Origin of the sequence: Rubritalea sp. (assembly GCF_051252225.1) — a bacterium.
Classification (GTDB): Bacteria; Verrucomicrobiota; Verrucomicrobiia; order Verrucomicrobiales; family Akkermansiaceae; genus Rubritalea.
The window spans coordinates 21124-39778 of sequence record NZ_JBPOGE010000019.1 but is presented as its reverse complement, the minus strand read 5'-3'; the positions used below and the strand labels follow the sequence as shown (position 1 = coordinate 39778).

Here is an 18655-nt window from a genome sequence, read left to right as displayed (position 1 = left end):
ATGAATCTCATCTCTTGGAACGTTAACGGCATTCGCGCAGCTCTCAAAAAAGACTTTGCTCAGTGGTTCGCTGAAACACAACCTGACATCCTCTGCCTACAAGAAACGAAAGCCCGTGCGGAGCAAGTCGAACTCCCTCTCGAGTTCGCTGGCTACCACCAGTACTGGAATGAAGCAGAAAAGGCCGGCTATTCTGGAACTCTCATCCTCACTAAAGAAAAACCTCTCAGCGTTTCTAACGGCATTGGGATAGAAGGACACGACAATGAAGGGCGTGTCATCACTGCTGAGTACGAAGACTTTTTCTTAGTCACCGTTTATACTCCAAACTCTCAAAACGAACTTAAGCGACTCGATTACCGGATGGAGTGGGATCGCGACTTCCTAGCCTACTGCAAGGACTTAGAAAAATCCAAGCCAGTCATCTTCTGTGGCGATCTCAATGTGGCGCATAACGAAATCGATCTGGCACGTCCAAAGAACAACCGCAAGAGCGCCGGATTCTCCGACCAAGAACGCGCAAGCTTCGATAAGATTGTTGAAGCCGGCTTTACCGATACCTTCCGCCACTTCGAACCGGATACTGAAGGTGCTTACTCTTGGTGGAGCTACCGCGCTGGTGCACGTGGCAAGAATGTGGGTTGGAGACTCGACTACTTCTGCGTTTCTAACACCTTAGTTGACCGACTAGAATCAGCCACTATTCTCTCTGATGTAATGGGTTCAGACCACTGCCCTGTGACTCTTATTCTAAAATAGTTTGCGAGAATACGAGTATCCATTAGTGTGAGAAAATGAAAACTTTCCTTCTCTCACTCGCTCTATCACTTCCATTGTTGGCTGAATCACCTCCCATTCAGAAGATTATGGTAGAGATGGAGGTCCCATCCCCAGCATGGAAGCTTAGAATCGAGAGCGTTCACAAGAAGGATGGTAAGCTACTCGTCGTGACACGTGCTGAGAAGTCCGAGGGCGTTTTCACACAACAGGTCAGCAAAACAAAGGCTGAAGCCGAGCTCCCAAACAAACTCGCGGATATTCCGAGAGAAACTTACGTGTTAGATGCTGCGTGGAATACCAACAAAGAGATCCAATCTGTCACTCAAGAAGAACTCGATGCTATTCTCGCAGGTAGCACTAAAGTCTACCAAGCAAAAATAGAAATCACCGCAGATGATTTCATCGGGCTGACACTTGCTGAAGCCGAAGCTATGGCGAAGACAAATAAGCTCAACTACAGAATAGTAGAAGTAGACGGCCAGCCATGCCCGGTGACCATGGACTTTCGTATGGATCGATTCAATTACCACGTCCAAGACGGCAAGGTGATCAAAGTGACGAAGGGTTAGTCCAATTCAGTCACCAATCTTGTGATAACGCGCAATTTCATAGGTCGTTGCGCGTTTCTATTCGCTTCTCGCTGTAGTGCGGACACACACTCAGCAGACGCCTTCTCAGGTGCGTCGAGTGTGATTTCGACAAATTGCACCCCATCTTGTGGCACAAGTTTTCTTACCTGACTTACCTCTGCACCATATTTAGACGCAGTGGCATCGAAGCGGTTAGTGAGATCTGAGTCACCTGCAATCTTCTTCACTATGGTAGACGATAACGGCACCATGAGCCCAGCCATCACCAAGGTGAAGACAATTGCAGTTCGCTTAGCCCACACAGCAGATGAGGATGAGCGACCACGAATACCCGCTACAAAGAAATTGGTCGCACTACCTAACACAATCGCTACCACGTTAGTTCCAAACAAGATCGCTGCACCCTGTGACACTTCAAATTTTTGTAAGGCCAGGCAGACTCCAACCGTGGCGATAGGCGGAACCAAGGCAGCCGCTATAGCAACTCCTGCAAGTGCTCCGCTCAGTTTTGGCCGTGCTAGGCAATAACTCGCAGCTATGCCTGAAATGAAAGCTATACCTAGATCTAAAATGCTTGGAGCCCCTCTAGCGAGTAACTCATCGGTCAATCCTAGCCCCATCGCTCTAGCTATTAGACCAAATACAACCCCAACAGCCAAAGCTAACAAGAAACCTAAGCCCACTGCCTTTTGGCAATTTCTCCAGAGTGGCCAATTCCCCTGAACCACAGCAAGACCACCACCTAAGAGTGGAGTCATTAAAGGTGCTACTAACATAGCGCCGATCACCACCGCACCACTATCAGAAAGTAGACCAAGAGCCGCAATGGCTGTGGCTAAAGCCATTAGTGACGCAAAGTCAAAGGACCAACGCGCCTTCTCTTCGATTTCATCAAAAAGAGTGACACGCTCATTTCGGTTCAACTGCGGAATAGTGAGCATCATCATGCGCTCCATCCGATGACGCAACTTGTGTTGCGCTGAGCGTTCACCACGAATAATTCCCACGCTCATCCCTTCCTCACCACGCATCAGGCGATCAGGTACTGTCCCAAAGAGCTTCTTCCTCACTGACCCTATTCCTGAAGCGCCAATAAGGAGCATCCCATATTTCTCAGAATTAACTTCCTCGCGTATCGCTTCAAACACATCGTTGTGCATGACTACTTTGGTCTGAACTTGCCCATCTTTAACTCCAGACTTCTTGAGGGAACGCGCCAGCTGCATCACTCCGACATCCTGTGAAACTTCATCTACGTCAGGCTCCACATAAAATGCTGTAAGGTCTTCGCCCAAGGCATCAGCGGCAACTTTTAAACCCCGTCTCGAATGAGGCCCTCCGGCACATGGTAGTAGAACTCGCTCTCCAGCGCCTTCACCTAGTCGCATTACCATCACCGGACAAGTTACCTCCTCTACCAAATGCTGGATCGCTTTCCGGTATACTTCTGGATGCGATATTCTATCCTGCAGCACTAGTAAATCTGGCTTCCGCTCTTTGACAACACCGAGAATACCACGCGCCACCCTAACTGGTTCTAGCAGACCAAACTCACTCCCCTCTGGAACATTCCCTTCACCCCACCAGCCGTTCACATCCTTCTCACACCAAAGTTCAGAAACCTTCGAGTGACCTTCCTCCACCTGTAGTAGTGACAGCTTTCCGGCCTCGCCGGCAAAACGAGTGCACCAGCGCTTCATACCCTCGGCTGTATTTTGGTCTCTAACGACTAGCAGAATATTCACTCACTCGTGATAAAAGTTTCCAGCAGAGCTTCAACACTCAAATTATTTACTACTAAAACACGGTATAAAATAAATTTATATTTTATCCATTTTTTTACCCTTGATCACTCTCTAACCAAAAGATAATCGTTTCATGTTCCCCCCATTGTTAGTGATCTAACATTGCTTTAAAAATATGTATAAAACAATCTACACAAGCATCGCAACTGCGTGCCTCATGGGGACTTGCCTCGCAGATGAAACCGAAAGCTCTTCTATCTTCAATCCCGACGAGTTATTCGTCACAGGATCTGTTGGTTACCTTGATGAGTTTGATCGCCCCTACTACTCTATCCGTCTAGGATCAGAAGTTGGGCAAGCAGGCAATCTCTACTTCCAGGTTCTCACCTCCTATGGACATGATTCAGCAAAATTTGAATACGATGGAAATAGTTACAACTACGAGCTTAAAGACCATTTCATCACCTACAGTATCGGTTACAGTCACTACTTTCCAGTAAGCGAAAAGGGAGCATTCACCCTCTCCGCAAGCCTCGGTGGAGCGTACAATTCACACGATTTCTATGAGAATGGCGACAAATTCCAAAATGTTGATGGCAACTCCTTCTTCGCAGATTTAAATATTGGATTTGAACATTATATCACTGAACAATGGATCGCTCATGTCGCAGGTAAGGTGATGCACATTGGTGATTACAAAGGTGGTAGTAATTTCACTGACATAGATGGCACACAATATTCAGGTATCGAAATCATATACGAAGATGTTTATTTAGGTGTCGAAGCTGGGATCACCTTCCGCTTCTAATTCATTTCTTCACAGAAGAAGCCACACTCATTCACTTGAGCGTGGCTTTTTTAGTTTATCACAGGTTATTTTATGAGGCTCAAAAAAGCACCTTCTACCAGAGCCTGGGAGTACTCACTCACTTCAAACCAGTGGCAGATTGACTATTGTATCGCTAGTGCTACACCACCTCCATGTCCGAGCCAGCTATCGCGTCAGCATCAGAATTCTGCGTCAAATATTCACATCATTCGGTACTCGATGGTGCCACATTAGCGATCCACCAAGGTGAGCGAATTGGGCTCGTCGGGCGCAACGGTTCGGGTAAGTCAACTTTCATGAAAATCTGCGCTGGTGCTGATCAACCTGACTCAGGTGAATGGACCACTCGCAATAATCTAGTCACTGGCTATCTCCCACAGAATTTTGAGATCGATGAGGAATTAACTGTGCTCGAGGCCACACTCTCAGGCGCCCAGTACATACTCGACTTGCTCGACGGCTATGACAACTGTGACCCAACCTCTAAACAAGGTGCTGAGATTTTAGAGAAAATTAATCACCACGATGGGTGGACTATCGATTCTCGTGCCCAGTCATTGCTGACTAACTTACACGCACCTCAAGCGGACCGAATTATCAATACCCTCTCAGGAGGTGAGAAGCGCCGAGTAGCCCTCGCCCGAGCTCTTCTCGCACAGCCAGATTTCCTCATTCTGGATGAGCCGACCAACCACCTCGACACAGGCTCTATTGAATGGTTAGAAACCTTCCTTTCACGTTACAATGGCACCTGCCTTTTCGTGACACACGATCGTTACTTCCTCGACCGTATCGCTACGCGTATTGTCGAAATCGCTCGCGGTAAATGTATCGCTTACGATGGCAACTACACTGACTACCTCATTTCACGCGCTGAGCGCATGGCTCAAGATGCAGTCAACGAGCACAAACGTCAGCGTTTTCTTAAAAAGGAATTAGAGTGGGTTCGCCGCAGACCATCCGGACGACGTACCAAGTCGCGCGACCGCATGGATAAATACTTCGAAGTCGCTGACCAAGAAGCACCGGATCAGGAAGTCGATATCGACCTCATTATACCTCCTGCTACAAAGCTCCCTAACGTAGTCATCGAAGCCCACGGGCTAACTCAAACAGTTGGAGACCGAACACTCTTTAGAAATCTAGATTTCAAACTAGAGCCAAAAGAGCGTATTGGCATTGTTGGTCGCAATGGCATGGGTAAATCCACCCTTATAAAGACGCTGCTTGCCATGATGGAGCCAGTATCAGGCACAGTGAAAGTGGGAGCCAGAACAGATATCAACTACGTCGATCAGAACCGCCTCCTCCTGAATGATCAAAACTCCATTTTTGAAGAAGTCGGTGAAGGTCAGGAATTTGTCAAACTTGGCGATGAGAACTTAGGCCTCCGCGCTTACCTTAAACGCTTCCTCTTTGACGATGACCGCATAAACACTAAAATCGAACTCCTATCCGGCGGTGAACGCTCGCGTGTTTTATTAGCAAAAATCCTCAAACGTGGCGGAAACGTATTGGTTCTCGATGAGCCGACAAACGATTTAGATCTCAACACTTTGCGCTTGTTAGAAGAAGCGCTCGCACATTTTAAAGGGTCTGTACTGGTTGTCTCACATGATCGCTACTTCCTCAACCGAGTATGTACTGGGATTCTTGCATTTGAAGATGATGGATCACTCCACCACAATGTAGGGTCATATGACTACTACTTAGAAAAAAAGGCTGAACGTGATTCTCAACGCTCTAACTACGAAAATTTAACGACCTCTAAAGAGAAGGTAAAAAAAGAAAAAGGCAGTAAGCCAAGAAAGCTGAAGTGGGATGAGGAGCGAGAGCTCGAAACTATGGAAGAAAATATTCTTACCGCAGAAGAAGACGTTGCCGCACAAGAAGCTGTGATTAGTGAGCCGAACTTTTACGCTGATCACACTAGCGATTACCAAGATTTCGAAAACAAACTTAAAGAATCTCAAGCTAAAGTCGTTTCTCTTTACGACCGCTGGGAAAAACTCAGTGCTATCAAAACAGCTTGGGATGAATACCATGCCTAAACTGTTTTAACTCAATCTAGCAATCTACTGAAATCATGGAAACCCGTGTTCATTTACCCGACAGCGAGCCACCCGCAATGATTCGTGAAGTTGTCGCTGCCCTAAAAAAGCAGAAACTCTCAGCGAAACACGACAAACAGAGCTGGGGAGATTGGATCAATTTTGAAGGCAAACAAACTGTCATCTCTATCGAGTCAATGAACGGACTCACCACCAATGCGACCATTGAAGAAGCCGAGGGAGAGGATGAGGTCTTCCAAGCCTGCATCGAAGCCTTCCGAAAGCTTGGCTGGAACGGGGAAGATGAAGACGGGCCCTATACTTTGTGATTCTAACAAAGGGAGTTTTCAGTTATGAATTATGAATTAACATGAAATCTGAAAACCCTCTTCAGCAAAAATCCTACGCGTTCGCATTACGCTCCATCAAACTTTAACAACACCTCCAGAAAGAGTATAAAGAGTATATTCTTTCCAAACAATATCTTCTTCGATAGGTGCTAATGTAGAGGAATCAATTGGAGCCCAGAGCGATAAAGATTTTCTCTCTAAATTATCTATAGCCTACAAAGAAGCTAGAGAAGCACACTACTGGTTGAGATTACTCCGTGACTCAGAGTATTTGACACAGCAACAAGCTGAGTCACTACTTACCGATTGCGATTAGCTTTTAAAGATGTCAGGGAGTATTCTTAAAACCCTCAAAATAAAGTAGCAGAAGCCTTCCTAATTCCTAATTGCCACTTCCTAAATCCGCATGCCTCCTCAAACAACCTTTCTCAACCCATACTCTCCCCTTCTCCCATTAGTTGCAGACTATCTGCTAGAACTCGGAGATACCCTCAAGGACACCCTAGTAATTGTCCCGACAGCGCAATCTGGTAGACAGCTGAGGCAACAGCTCCCACTACAGGCACAGCGCGCCATCCTCGCGCCATCCGTCACTACCGCTGAGGTTCTTTACGCTCCTCAAGCTGACGCAAACCCCGCCGATAAAATCCAATGGTGGAGCGCGTGGAGTGAAATATTGCGTTCGTATTCAAATGAGCAGCTCGAAGATCTTTTTCCAGTTTTAGATGGTGTCTCACGCGATTTCAACTGGGGGCTCAATGCCGCTCAACGTTTTTGTAAGCTGAAAGAAGAAATCACCGCCGTTGACCATAGTTTTGGCTCAGTTGCCACGCTTTCAGAGGAAGAAGGCCGCTGGAAGCTGTTAGCAACTATTGATAGAGATGTGAAAGTACTGCTATCTAAGCGCAATCTTCGCTGCCCAGCAGAAGCCAAGCGCTACGCAGCCGAACACTGGCAAGCTCCCGGTCGCGTGAAACGCATCGTTCTCGCCTGTACCCCCGATCTACCCTTGCTCGCCCAGAAAGCTCTAGCTGACACGGGACTCCCCATTGAGGTTCTCATTCATGCAGATTCAAATCTCACCGATCACTTTAGTGAATGGGGCGTCCCCCATACCGAGTATTGGGTACAGTGCCCGATAGATCTTGCTGGGAAACAAGAGGAGGTAATTAATCTCCACAGCTCTGGTCATGACAGTGCCGACGCTCTGATCACCGATGTTGCCAAATTTAGCTCATCCAAGATCACCCTCGCTGTAACCGATCAAGCATTTGCTCCGCTGGTAAGAGATGCATTTAATGACGCAGGTTGGCAATGCTTTGACCCAGATGGACGCCCAGTTTCCAGATCTGGCTTATGGGCATTCCTTAAACAGTTTCGTCAATGTCTAGCACACTCCAACACATTCCAACAGATCCAGAGCTTACTCAAAGCTCCAGAGGCGCGCTACTTGCTAAAAAGTATTCAGCAGCCGGCTGTGATTGCTGGGAAAATTGATGTACTTACGCAGCGATTCTTACCACAGAACTTCGATCACGCGATCCAGCGCGCAGATGGTGATCTAGCACCAGTGCTCGAGGAACTCAACGAATGGCTCAGCATCCGTACAGACAAAGCATCGCGCTTCCTTGAGAAACTCTTCGACCGCCTCGAGCGCTCCCCAGACTTCCCAACAGAACTTATCGATCCCTTCCTCAACGGAATTGAAGCGATTAAACTATTAGAGTCCCAGGGACTTCGTTTCAACTACCACCATGCTCTCGAGCTGTTGATGGCGAGTTGTGAAGGAATGAAGCAACAAGCTGAACGCGCTGGGACGGTGATCGACCAATTAGGTTGGTTAGAAATCCCCTATGCGAATCAACCACACCTGCGCATTATGGGTTTCCATGAAACCTGTGTTCCCGAGCGACCACACGACGATGGTTTCCTACCAGAATCACTGCGTGCTAAGCTCCAGCTCTACAGTCGTGAGCAACTCACTGCGCGTGATTCCTACCTCTTGCACAGCCTCATCGAATCGCGCCGTGAACTCGGCTCCACACGGTTCTACCTTTCTCAGACTGCTCCTAATGGCGAAGAACGCCAAGCGTCGCGCCTCCTCATTCGTTGTCCACAATACGAGCTCCCTAGCCGTGTGATGCTCTGTTTCAGCGAGGATATTGATGATAAAAAACGCCTTCCAGCCTACTCGCAAGGTGACTGGAAACTCGCATTAAAGTATGGTTTAAAATGGCCAGACGAGAAAGCATTTAGCATTTCTCCGAGCAGCCTCAGTACCTACCTCCGCTGTCCTTTCCGTTATTACTTACATTATGTCGAAGGCTTCCGTCGCGCAGATTTTGATTCGCAAGAAATGGATCCCATGCAGTTCGGTAATCTTGTGCACGACGTGTTAGAGATGTACGGACTAAATCCAGAAATGCGCGATCTCACTGAGGCTGATGAGATTGAACAAGTATTCACAGAGTTGCTAGATTCACTTTTTATCAAACGCTATGGTTACACCAATAACTTACCGCTCACGATCCAAAGAGAAAGCGCACTGAACCGCCTCAAAGCATTTGCAGAAGAGCAGTCAGAAATGCGCCAAGACGGCTGGCGAATCAAGCATGTCGAACTCGCGGTTGGACCGAAAGAGGATGAAATCAATTGGCTCTATCACGATACGACCATCAAAATGCGAGTCGACCGCATCGACGTTAACGAACGCACCGGCGAATGGCGCGTAATCGACTACAAGACTTCTACAAAGGTGAAAAAGCCCAATGAGGAACACCTTGAAAACGTACGCGCTACAGATGAGCCAGATCATATTTATGGCGACCTGCTGCCACCTCCTCCAAGAAAGCGCAGTGAACAACGTTGGAAGAACCTTCAGCTCCCACTCTATGCTGAATTTGTCAGAGACCATTTCCAGTTAGAGTCCTTGCCGGCACTCGCCTACGTAGCCTTCCCTGCTGCAGTAGCAAATACGGGGCTACAACTATGGTCTGAATACAACGAGCAAGTCCACGAATGCGCCATGAAATGGGTACAAAACTGTATCGACTCAGTTCGCGACAATAAGTTCCCGATTCGTGAACTACCTGCCGCTATCCGTAGCTGGGACAACTTCGCCGATCTGAGCCCAACAGGTATCGAAACCGTATTTCAACTCGAACACACCTCCTAACACCATGTTTTCTAGTCTCCTAATCGAAGCTTCGGCTGGCTCCGGAAAAACCTTCCAGCTCTCTAACCGGTTCCTCGCCCTGCTCGCGCTTGGTGAAAAACCAGCGGATCTCATTGCCCTCACTTTCACTCGCAAAGCCGCGGGTGAATTTAGCCGGCGTATTTTTAATCGCCTAGCCATCGGAGCTAGCTCACAAGAAGAAGCTGCAAAGCTCGCTGCTGAAATCACCCCCACACTGATCGGTGACACAACTTCGCGCCAGCCAGGTATTGTTCATGTGAAACAACTACCTGATCTCAGCATGGAGCGATTTCGTCAGCTTCTCGCAGATCTCATCACGGCGCTCGATCAGCTCAAGCTCAGCACATTAGACAGCTTTTTCACCCGACTTGTGAGCTCTTTCAGCCCAGAGCTAGGTCTCGCAGGGTTTGAAATGTTAGATGAAGACGGCTTCGCTCTAGCACGTGAAGACGCACTCCAAGCCGTGCTTAGTGGTGGCTCCCTCACCGAGAGCCAACGCGACCTTTTCCTCAGTGCATTCACCGTTGCAAACTATGGAAACGAGGAAGCTCGAGTACGTGATTCCATTTTAAAATTCATTGAAGACTATCACGAGAAGCTTCTCCAAAACAATGATGGCCTAGCATGGGGAAATGCTGAAGCAATCTGGCCGGACAGCGACACTTGGCCGAGCTACTCCCCTACAGCGCTATGCGCTCTCCAGCAAGAAATCGAAAGTGAAATCCCTGAAACGTTCGGACACAAAACTTTCGATAAGACCTTCCTAAACTTCACGAAGGCGATCACCGAGTATACTCCCGGAACTCCATTGCCCAAACAGCTCAGCGATAATCTATTCAAATGGACCAAGGGCGCGAGCCTCAACGAACCGATTTCTTTCCTCTATTCACGTAAAGAAATCACCTTCGGACTTAAAACCACACGTGCATTATTAGATTTAGAAGAGCTCATCCGTTTTTCAGAAATCCGTACATACTTACAGCGCACAAAAGGTATCTGGGCAGTCGTCTTCGCCTTTGAAAATCAGTACAACCAACAAGTCCGCTCCAAGGGACGTGTCAGTTTTTCCGACCTGACATTGCTATTAGAAAAGCACAAGGTGTTAGAACACGAAAAGGGATTTAACGCTCTCAGTTACCGACTCGATTCGCAGTTCAAGCACTGGATGTTAGATGAGTTCCAAGACACTTCGCGTCGCCAATGGTCAGTGATTCAACCCGTCATTCACGATGCTATGACGGACCACGAAGCCGATCACAGTCTCTTTGTCGTCGGTGACACCAAGCAGTCTATTTACGGCTGGCGCGGTGGTGAACCTCGCCTATTCGATGAAATAAAAAGACTGGATGATTGGAGAAATCTCCACCCTTGGACGATGGCACAGTCATGGCGCTCAAGCGCAGTGGTACTCGATTTCGTCAATCTCTGCTGTGATCCAGCGGGTGAAGGAATGTCCCTCTTCCCTGAAGAAACACGCCAACGCTGGAATTTTGAAAAGCATTTAGCAGCGAAAGAACTCCCAGGCGAGGTCGCTGTTTACCAACTTAGCTCTAAATCCGAAGGTGACGAGCTTAGTGAAAAACAATTAGCAATACTCGCTGAACTCGAACGTATCCAGCCCACTGAACGCAATCTTAGCTGCGCCATCCTAGTAGGATCTAACAAACAGGTGCAGGAATATACAGCACTCCTACGTGCACATAGTGCGTGGCCTGTGGAAGCTGAAGCAGCTGTCACCATAGCCTCAGACACACCGATGGGACTTGCCCTGCTCGATTGGTTCAAGTTCCTAGCCTATCCAGCAGATCAATTTGCCAGAGCCCATGTCAGCGCATCGCCGCTCGCCTCAGCTATTGAGCAATTTGGGGAAAGTGCTCCAGAGCAACTCACCAGTGCTCGCAGCCAAATTTCTACGAAAGGCGTTGCCGTACATTTAGCTACGTTGATGGATAAGTTCCCAGCTGAAATCGATCTGGGAGAGTTCCAGCGCCTACGCTTACGTCAAATCATCGATGCAGCACGTAGCTTCGACACCAAAGGAGGCACTCTCGAAGAGTGGCTTAGGATGCTCAAATCACAGGTTCATCGCGAAGAAAGTGGCCAAGGAGCGATTCAGGTAATGACCGTCCACAAATCAAAAGGTCTTGAATTCGATGTCGTCATTCTACCTGAGCTCGACGGGAACAGTTACGATTCAGTCAATCGCATGAGCATGCTGACTAAGGAAAATGCAAATCACCTACCTGAGCATTTTATGCTGAAACCTAACAAAGAGATCATTCAAAATGATTCTCAGTTAGATGCGCAGTACCAAGACTGGATCGCAGCCAACTGCTACGAGCGCGCCTGCAATGTCTACGTGGCTCTCACACGGGCAGCTCATGCCCTCTACCTCTTCTTAGATCAACCATCTAAATCCTCCAATGTCCTAGAAAAGCTCAACGACGCTGGCTGGATGCATCGTACAGTTGGCGATGTCGATTCGGTTGATCACGATTTTGGCAATGAAGTCATTGGCCAGCGCCTCTACTACTCTGGTGACCAACATTGGTACGAAGCATCCAAAATGACCGAAGGCGTTTCCGAAGAAACAGCTCAAGAAATCGGGCTACCAAAAGCAACTCCTAGAGCGGGCAGAAAGACTGCTTCCTCTGAAAAAACAGAGATCTTTGTTAACCGCTACTCTAGATCTAGCCAAGGCGGGAAAGAGTTTGGCAATCAAATCCACGCACTTTTTGAATTGATCGAGACTGCAGATGACCTAGCAATGCTCCCTAACAATAGTTATGCCGAACACATCCGAGCTGCTGTTTCTGACGCCGAGGGTGCATTCTGGTTTAAACCTGATACGAACACCGAGGTTCTCCGCGAACAAGCGATCGAAGCAGTTGACTCGAACGGGGTCTGGTTCTCAGGCGTCATTGACCGTGCTCACATCCAGCGGGATGCAAATGGAGTGGTTCAGAAGATTGCGATCCTTGATTACAAAACCGACCGAGTGGAATCTGCTGAAGAACTCACAGAGCGCTATACTGGACAGTTAGAGAGCTATCGCCACTACCTTGCTAGTGCTTATCGGGTTCCTGTAGACCTCGTCAGTACCACGCTCTACTCCACTGCTCTGCGATGTTATATTTTAATGCTTGGATTTAAATAAGTGCACCGCTTCAGTTGAAAGACGGTCCAGATGCTGATTAGATCAGCACTAGTTCCATCGATCAAAACTGAACCTGTGCCTAGTGAACTATAAACATCTGAGCTGCGAGGAGCTTTCGTTACGCTATCTAGTGCACTTCACTTATCATTACGTCAGCTCAATCAGACTCGCTTAATTCACTGCGTTTAATCTATGCTTTAGTTTCAATGAAAACCTCTACTTGAGAATCAAAGCACCTGTCATATATTAGAAAAACTCATCTTATTATGAATCGTAAATCCATTTCTATCCTTGCCATTATTGGTATCGCCACCACATTTTTTATATTCAATCAACAAACTGCCATGTCAGCTGATAAATCACCCGAAAAAATGCCGAATGTCCCAGAAGGTCACGAACAGATAAGCCTTGGAGGTGGATGTTTTTGGTGTGTCGAAGCAGTCTATAATCGTCTCGACGGAGTTAAATCTGCTGTATCTGGCTATACTGGAGGGCCGCTCAAGAATCCTACTTACGCTGACATTTGCACGGGAACCTCAGGACATGCAGAAGTGGTTCACCTCGTTTATGATCCCGAAAAGATCAACACCGAGACTATACTCGATTGGTTCTGGAAGGCACATGATCCTACTACGCTCAACCGCCAAGGAAATGATGTTGGCACTCAGTACCGTTCAGCTATTTACTACTATTCAGACGAACAGAAGTCTCTAGTTGATGCATCCTTAAAAAAGGCGCAAAAAGACTTTAAGACACCTATTGTCACTGAAGTAGCTAAAGCTAGCACCTTCTACCCTGCTGAGATCTACCATCAGGACTATTACTGCATTAATGGTAACAAGAATGGCTACTGCCGAGCAGTGATCGCGCCTAAAATCAAAAAATTAGGGCTCGAGAATAAAGAGAAGTCAGCTGAATAGCTCACAACCTTCTAATTAAATAAAAAAGCCACAGAGGACATCCCTGTGGCTTTTTTATTTAAAGTTATAAGATCTACTACTGAGTGATTTCCTCAACACGCTTGAGGACCTCTTCGTAAGCTTCCATCACACCACCTAGGTCTTGACGGAAACGGTCTTTATCAAGCTTCTTACCAGTCTCTAGATCCCAAAGACGGCAGGTGTCTGGAGAAATCTCATCAGCAAGTACGATCACCGCATCAGCATCTTTGGTGCGACCAAATTCAATTTTAAAGTCAACTAGCTTGAGACCTGCACGCTTAAAGAAATCAATAAGTACCTCATTGATAATCAGAGCTTTTTCCTTGAGTTCAGCACACTCTTCAGGAGTAGCTAGTCCCATTTCACGGGCATAGTCATCATTGATTAGCGGATCACCCAGTTCATCGCTCTTGTATGAGAATTCTACGATTGGCATCTTGAAAGGCGTACCCTCTTTAACACCAACACGTTTACAGAACGAACCTGCGGCGACATTACGGACGATCACTTCGACCAAAAGAATATCCACACTTTTCACAAGGATGTTTGTGTCATCGATCGACTCGATAATGTGTGTCTCTACTCCCTTTGCTTCAAGCATACGGTAGATGGCGAGTGTAATCGCTGTATTGAGGCGCCCCTTATTCTCGAACTCTGCCTTCTTCTCCGCATTGAATGCAGTAGCTTCATCCTTGTACTCCATACGAAGTACGTTTGGGTCTTCTGTTGTGTAAAGACGCTTCGCTTTACCTTCGTAGAGTGGTTCCATGCCTATGCGTAAAAGGAGGACAGGTTTTGGTCAAGCTATAGCAAAAGGATTTTTACATTCTTCTCCTTTAGTAGGCTCCAGCCGAGTAGGTCAATTCATAGCTATGTGAGTAAATTTCAAAGATCACACCGAAGGGATCTTCCACGTAAACCATCCGGTAAGGCTTCTCACCTGGATAATAATACCGGATAGGCATTCTCTGTTTACCGCCATGCTGCACGATTTTTTCAACGAGCTCTTCTACATTCGGGTCTTGTACACAGAAATGGAATGTCCCCGTTTTATAATACTCAAAATCCTTAGGTTTCTCGTTGTTTTTAAATTCAAAGAGCTCAATCCCCATTTTGTCACCAGTAGACATATGAGCGATTCTAAAACTTCCCCACCCTTTACCAAAGACATCCTCACACATTACGCCAATAGCTGTATCAGGATCTTCAATAACATCGGTCGGCTGCATGATGACATACCAGCCCATAACTTCTTGGTAGAAGCGAACGGCTGCATCGAGATCTGGCACAGAAAGGCCAATGTGTGAAAGTGTTCTAGGATAAGTTTTCATAAAAAATACACACTACATCTAACACAAATTCACGAAATGAATAGACCTTTAGAAGTCAGTTCGAGGTTTGTGCTTCCGTATACTTACTCGGCCACCATTAGCCTTACGCATTGGTTCGAACACTATATCCATACCGACCTCTTTAAGATCACAAACAGCCTCAAGCAACTCACCAAGTCGCCCTTTTGGGAACCCTCTTTCTTTGAACCACGAAAGATACTCAGGAGGTAGATCCATAATCGGCACTCCTCGCGGCGGATAGTCTTTCGGCCCAAATTTACCAAATGGCATCCACGCCTGACCGATCTCAATCAACAATCGACGAAAATCCTCGCGATCAATCTCAGTAAATTCCATGATTGGTAAACTACACAATGTCTAGGAATCGCCAAGAGTCTTCAGATATTCAATCAATGCAGCTTTATCCTCCTCGGAGAAATCTACACCATATTCATGCCCACCATTGATAGCTGCATGCTCCACTCCTTTTTCATCAGTGTATGCTTCAGTCTGTAGGAAGTAGGCTTGAATTTTATGCCCATTATTATTTGGATCCACTTCCGGATCATCCAGATATCCCAAATTTACTACATCATAGTTTCTTGTGCCTAAGTGATAATTTTTGCGCTCAGTTGTAGGGTTGAGTAAATCTTTGATCGTTCTGACTGAGCCATTGTGTAGATATGGAGGGCTTGCCCATACGCCTTCAAGCGTACGTGCAAAGTAACCTATTTGATGGTCATACCATTTTCTATCCTTAGGTTCTTCAGGGATGCTATCTATGTCAAAATTCTGAGCTTTCGCAGTATTGCTTGTAAGAATCTGCGCTGTCTCTCCCAATTTAACCAGATTTCTACGGTACTTCTCTTGATTAAAAAATGCCCAACGCTTTGGATCTGTCTGAATAATTTCGAGCGGAATTTCTCGACCTTCAGGTTTAGACTGGTGACAAGAGTAGCAGGACTCTTTCACCGTCTGCTGCTTACCATCATGATCTGTAAATTTGATTGAAACTTCGCGGTGGAAAACTTCTTCCCCCTTCTTCGCTAGTTTCGCATCAAAGTGCTGTGGAAAGCTTTTCGAAAAGTTAGGAATCTTAAGTGTCGAAAAGTAGTTTTCAGCCTCCATCAGTTCAGGGAGTTTCACCTTAGTTGCCTCACCACCTTCGGTTTCATCATAATAGCGCACCGAACCTATAGCCAGAGCCTGTAGGATATTCCGTTCTACCATCGTATTGGTGTTCCCATCATAATGAAAATGGTACACCCCCGGTGTGAACGACTCTGACTTTCGATAATGTGAGATAGAAAACAAGTTAGGTACTTTTACTGGAGCAGGCTTATTCAAGTACAGAGCGTCAGCTGGAGCACCCTCCGGTGACTGGCCATACATAATCACTCCATTGTGCGTCTTATTATCACAAAGTAGCTTTGTAAGAATAGACCAAGCATCGTCACGTCCTGGACCAAAATCACCTAGTACATCCACTATGCCGAGAATGTTATTTCCGTATTCTAATTGAAACTTCATCAGCTTCATTAAACTTACAATATCTGCCAAAGCGCCGTGAGGCCCTACTTTATCTGAAGATAGCTTCTTCTCTCCACTAGCTAATAAAGCCTCTGGATCAGAAAATAGCTTTTTATCTTCATCCATAAATCGCTCTACTTCATTACTCTGTTTTTCAAATATATTTTCAGTATCGAGTTCATAAATATTAGATCCTTTCGCCTGATCCAGAACAACATTGAGAGCTTTAGCGACGACTAACTCTTCAGCCTCTGATACTGTCATATTAGCAATGTCTACCTTATGCGCAGCCTCCCCCTTCCCGCTCTTTAGTGAGACTTCTATTGCAGCATCTTTGAGTAAGCTTTCCTTCACTCGTGTCATTTTGGCAGCATCATATGGCTCACCTGTAACACCACTTTTGATGACTATCGTCTTTTTCTTTATGGCTCTGATGAGGAAATCCATGAACTCGCTTTTATTCTGTAAAGTCGACTCAATCGATGCCTTCACATGCTTTGCCCAAGCCATCGTATGGAAATGATTTGCAGCTCCATCGATGATATAGGCTTTATCGTCGACTCTGATCTTGCCTGTGTGACACACTGCGCAATTCATCGTAGTGTATTTCACCCCACCGATATGAGTCGTAGACATTCCGATAGGCATCGCATCCGGATTTTCTACTGAGTTTTGTGTGATAAATCCGTAGTCCTGCATGGCGTTCACCAGAAGGTCATCAGATCCCTTACTTTTCATTGAAAGCAATATGAATAAGGGCAATTGCACCGCACCTTGATCAAGGTGGTGTATTTTTTTGTAACCTTCATTTTCAGCTAACACCGTAGCCTCTTCAGCAGCATCGACCACTACCTTATCTGGTCCTGAGAACCATTTTAAATATGCGAACACTGCGAACGCCACAATAATACATATGGCTATTAATTGAATGAGGTTTTTTTTCATAGTAATCTAGAACTTGATGCTCCCAGATAACTGTTAGATTTTTTAATGCAATCTATAATAAGAAACTACCCACAAAATTAACTCATAACTATGAGTCACTGAAGTACTAGAATTGAATTGGACTTGAATCTTACAGCTAGCCAGTGCACCAGTCATCTATGCTTCGCATCTGCTTCATCGGTGGTTACGCCATTTTTCTCATTCTTGTGATTGCCATCATGGCAATCAAAGTAATCTCTGTGCTCGGCCCTGGTGGCCTAGGTGATGTAGCGAAAGACTTAGCAGATATACTCTTCACTCCTCAGCGCATGACATTCTGGGGAATAGTGATCAGTGGCGGCTTCGTAGCGTGGCTCATCTCTCTTCTAAAAATTGCTAAAAACTCACCAGAATGGGAAAAGAAATGGGTAAAAACGCTCGTCATTGGTTGTGTCTTCATGAGCGGCTTCTTCCTCGTACTCGGCGTAGTGGGAGCTAGCGTCTTTTTACTCGATGGCTACCCTGGCGAGCTGGCAGCTAAAATAGCAGGTTATATGAGTTCACCTGTCTTTATGGAGCTTAGTTTCTTCATGATCGGCCTCAGCCTACTCTTTAGTTTCAATATCGTCCGAAGACTCTTCGAAGGTGAAGATTTTGTAGAGGTCGAGATCCCCAATCACGTGCTTGAAGATCTCGAGAAAAATAAAAAAGACTAGATACTAGTCTCTGGCTGGCGAGCTCCTAACTTATCATTTAAGTAGAGCAAGCCTGCTACATCGCCGCCGATACGCTGCAATGTCTTAATAACTTCTTCGACACTCTTCTCTTCCTCTACTTGCTCATCTAGAAACCATTGGAGCTGACTCTTAGTCGCATGATCGTTTAGGCGCAGAGCAATCTCATAGAGATTATTGATCGACTTCGTATTATGCTGTTCTTGAAGCATTGAGAATTCAAAAGCCTCAAGGGGACCTGTAAATTGAGAACGCGGCTTCGCAATAGCATCGAGGCACAAATGCCCACCGCGATCTAGTAAGTAATTCTTGAGGCGTTGAGCATGATCTAGTTCCTCATTGTACTGTAGCAACATCCACTTAGCGAATCCGTCTAAGTTCTCCTCATCAAAGTAGGCTGATATAGCGAGATAGTTATAAGCGGCAGATAACTCTTGGTTTATTTGCGCATTGAGCGCGTCTTGAAGTTCTTCGTGGATCATAGTGAAAATTTAAGA

At 46.3% G+C, this 18655-nt stretch carries 16 protein-coding genes; 10 read left to right on the top strand and 6 right to left on the bottom strand.

Annotation, left to right across the window (positions count from 1 at the left end):
* Both ACSHX2_RS13675 and ACSHX2_RS13670 read left to right on the top strand, forming a co-directional pair.
* Positions 1 to 759, top strand: a complete 759-nt coding sequence (locus ACSHX2_RS13675) for an exodeoxyribonuclease III (RefSeq protein WP_435693511.1) — start codon at positions 1 to 3, stop codon at positions 757 to 759.
* A gap of 35 nt (positions 760 to 794) precedes the next feature.
* Positions 795 to 1349: a hypothetical protein gene (locus tag ACSHX2_RS13670; RefSeq protein WP_435693510.1), complete on the top strand. Its 555-nt coding sequence runs from the start codon at positions 795 to 797 to the stop codon at positions 1347 to 1349.
* Here the strand turns inward: ACSHX2_RS13670 and ACSHX2_RS13665 are convergent.
* Positions 1346 to 3070 carry a DUF389 domain-containing protein gene (locus tag ACSHX2_RS13665; RefSeq protein ID WP_435693509.1) on the bottom strand — a complete coding sequence of 575 codons (1725 nt, stop codon included), beginning with the start codon at positions 3068 to 3070 and terminating at the stop codon, positions 1346 to 1348. The two genes, ACSHX2_RS13670 and ACSHX2_RS13665, sit on opposite strands and share 4 nt — an antisense overlap.
* A gap of 220 nt (positions 3071 to 3290) precedes the next feature.
* On the opposite strand from ACSHX2_RS13665, the gene ACSHX2_RS13660 reads away from it, so the two are divergent.
* From ACSHX2_RS13660 to msrA, 7 genes are all read left to right on the top strand, one after another.
* Entirely contained in the window at positions 3291 to 3923 is a 633-nt protein-coding gene (locus tag ACSHX2_RS13660; RefSeq protein ID WP_435693508.1) for a hypothetical protein, read from the top strand.
* 173 nt (positions 3924 to 4096) lie between these two features.
* Positions 4097 to 5995: an ABC-F family ATP-binding cassette domain-containing protein gene (locus ACSHX2_RS13655; RefSeq protein ID WP_435693507.1), complete on the top strand. Its 1899-nt coding sequence runs from the start codon at positions 4097 to 4099 to the stop codon at positions 5993 to 5995.
* A 35-nt stretch (positions 5996 to 6030) separates the two neighbouring features.
* Positions 6031 to 6324: a hypothetical protein gene (locus tag ACSHX2_RS13650; RefSeq protein WP_435693506.1), complete on the top strand. Its 294-nt coding sequence runs from the start codon at positions 6031 to 6033 to the stop codon at positions 6322 to 6324.
* A 151-nt stretch (positions 6325 to 6475) separates the two neighbouring features.
* A complete protein-coding gene (locus ACSHX2_RS13645) occupies positions 6476 to 6661 on the top strand; it encodes a four helix bundle protein (RefSeq protein WP_435693522.1) in 186 nt (61 codons plus the stop codon).
* 90 nt (positions 6662 to 6751) lie between these two features.
* Positions 6752 to 9520, top strand: coding sequence for a PD-(D/E)XK nuclease family protein (locus ACSHX2_RS13640; protein WP_435693505.1), 2769 nt, complete (start codon positions 6752 to 6754; stop codon positions 9518 to 9520).
* A 4-nt stretch (positions 9521 to 9524) separates the two neighbouring features.
* A complete protein-coding gene (locus ACSHX2_RS13635; protein ID WP_435693504.1) occupies positions 9525 to 12698 on the top strand; it encodes a UvrD-helicase domain-containing protein in 3174 nt (1057 codons plus the stop codon).
* 371 nt (positions 12699 to 13069) lie between these two features.
* On the top strand, positions 13070 to 13618 hold the full coding sequence (gene msrA, locus ACSHX2_RS13630) for a peptide-methionine (S)-S-oxide reductase MsrA (protein WP_435693521.1): 549 nt from the start codon (positions 13070 to 13072) through the stop codon (positions 13616 to 13618).
* A gap of 76 nt (positions 13619 to 13694) precedes the next feature.
* On the opposite strand, the gene purC is transcribed toward msrA, so the two are convergent.
* The 4 genes from purC to ACSHX2_RS13610 all read right to left on the bottom strand — a co-directional run bounded on the left by purC (position 13695) and on the right by ACSHX2_RS13610 (position 17445).
* The gene (gene purC, locus ACSHX2_RS13625; RefSeq protein ID WP_435693503.1) at positions 13695 to 14408 is read right to left on the bottom strand and encodes a phosphoribosylaminoimidazolesuccinocarboxamide synthase; all 714 of its coding nucleotides are present in this window, start codon (positions 14406 to 14408) and stop codon (positions 13695 to 13697) included.
* A gap of 67 nt (positions 14409 to 14475) precedes the next feature.
* Positions 14476 to 14970, bottom strand: coding sequence for a lactoylglutathione lyase family protein (locus ACSHX2_RS13620; protein WP_435693502.1), 495 nt, complete (start codon positions 14968 to 14970; stop codon positions 14476 to 14478).
* Between the two features lie 48 nt (positions 14971 to 15018).
* A complete protein-coding gene (locus ACSHX2_RS13615; RefSeq protein ID WP_435693501.1) occupies positions 15019 to 15327 on the bottom strand; it encodes a putative quorum-sensing-regulated virulence factor in 309 nt (102 codons plus the stop codon).
* A 21-nt stretch (positions 15328 to 15348) separates the two neighbouring features.
* Positions 15349 to 17445 carry a hypothetical protein gene (locus tag ACSHX2_RS13610; RefSeq protein WP_435693500.1) on the bottom strand — a complete coding sequence of 699 codons (2097 nt, stop codon included), beginning with the start codon at positions 17443 to 17445 and terminating at the stop codon, positions 15349 to 15351.
* Between the two features lie 158 nt (positions 17446 to 17603).
* Between ACSHX2_RS13610 and ACSHX2_RS13605 the strand changes: the two genes are divergently transcribed.
* Complete coding sequence (locus ACSHX2_RS13605; RefSeq protein WP_435693499.1) at positions 17604 to 18140, top strand: hypothetical protein; 537 nt, start codon at positions 17604 to 17606, stop codon at positions 18138 to 18140.
* On the opposite strand, the gene ACSHX2_RS13600 is transcribed toward ACSHX2_RS13605, so the two are convergent.
* The gene (locus tag ACSHX2_RS13600; protein WP_435693498.1) at positions 18137 to 18640 is read right to left on the bottom strand and encodes a ferritin; all 504 of its coding nucleotides are present in this window, start codon (positions 18638 to 18640) and stop codon (positions 18137 to 18139) included. The two genes, ACSHX2_RS13605 and ACSHX2_RS13600, sit on opposite strands and share 4 nt — an antisense overlap.
* Positions 18641 to 18655 lie beyond the last annotated feature (15 nt).